Raw genomic sequence first — 1059 nt, 5'->3', positions numbered from 1 at the left:
AACAAGGTATGCCGGAATGCGTTTGGGGATAAGATTAATAGATGATCCAGCATGGATTGCAGGGTCAATTTATATTACAAATCTCGTATATTGTTTGAGCAGGTTGCCGGGGGAAATAAGGCCTCAAGTTTCTTTGAAAGGGGGCGATAATCCTAAAACACCACTTAGACAGAAACTAGAAGCCATATTGGCTGATCAGAATATGTTGTGCCATCATGATCAAGTGGATTTTATCTTTCCAATGTTTGAACCAACAGATGGTCCAAATAAAGAAGTTTACTGGATTTCGGATTTTCAAGAAGTTCATTTGCCTCATTTATTTTCTGAAGAAGAAAAAAACTATAGATATGCGAAGAACAAAGCTATATCGGAGCAAGATGCAATCGTTATCTTAAGCAGTCAGTCTGCGTTGGAAGATTTTAAGGCCCTTTTTCCTGAGGCAAAGGCGCGACCGCGTTGTTGGCAATTTTGCACTGTCCTGACAGAGGAAGAACAAGGAGGAGCAGATCCCTTTTCTAAGTATAACCTAGCTTCAAACTATCTCTATTTACCAAATCAGTTCTGGGTGCATAAAGATCATCTTACTGTATTCAAAGCCTTGCTTGATCTGAAAAAAACAAATGTCTCTATATCGCTTGTCTGTACTGGATATGAGCAAGATTACAGAAATCTGGATCATATAAATATGTTAAAAGACTTTGTGCAATCAGAAGGCCTTGAGAAAGATGTAAAATTCTTGGGGGTCGTTTCTAGAGCGGATCAAATCGAAATATTCAGGCATGCGCAATGTGTTGTTCAGCCATCTTTATTTGAAGGTTGGAGTACTGTTGTAGAAGACTGTAAGGCTGTAGGTTGCCCAATAATTTTGAGTGATATACCCGTTCATATAGAGCAAGCACCTTTACGAGGGCAATATTTTAAGGCTGGGGATTGTGATGACCTTGCCCAAAAATTAAAATCTTTTTTAAGTGGCCCTAAACCGTATTCGGGGGGTGAAGAAGAAAAAAAGTTGGAGAACCAAGCTAATTTAAGAGAAAAGAATACAGGAGAATCATTTAT

General features: G+C 38.7%; 1 protein-coding gene. It reads left to right on the top strand.

The features are described 5' to 3' along the window. Positions 1–187: 187 nt before the first annotated feature. Positions 188–1059: glycosyltransferase (locus E1160_RS00060; RefSeq protein WP_218048601.1), on the top strand; the 872-nt coding region annotated here is incomplete at its 3' end.

The organism is Curvivirga aplysinae (genome assembly GCF_009711445.1).
Taxonomy (GTDB): domain Bacteria; phylum Pseudomonadota; class Alphaproteobacteria; order UBA8366; family Aestuariispiraceae; genus Curvivirga; species Curvivirga aplysinae.
Note: the sequence above shows the minus strand (reverse complement) of the source record. Positions and strands in the feature narration are given on the sequence as shown.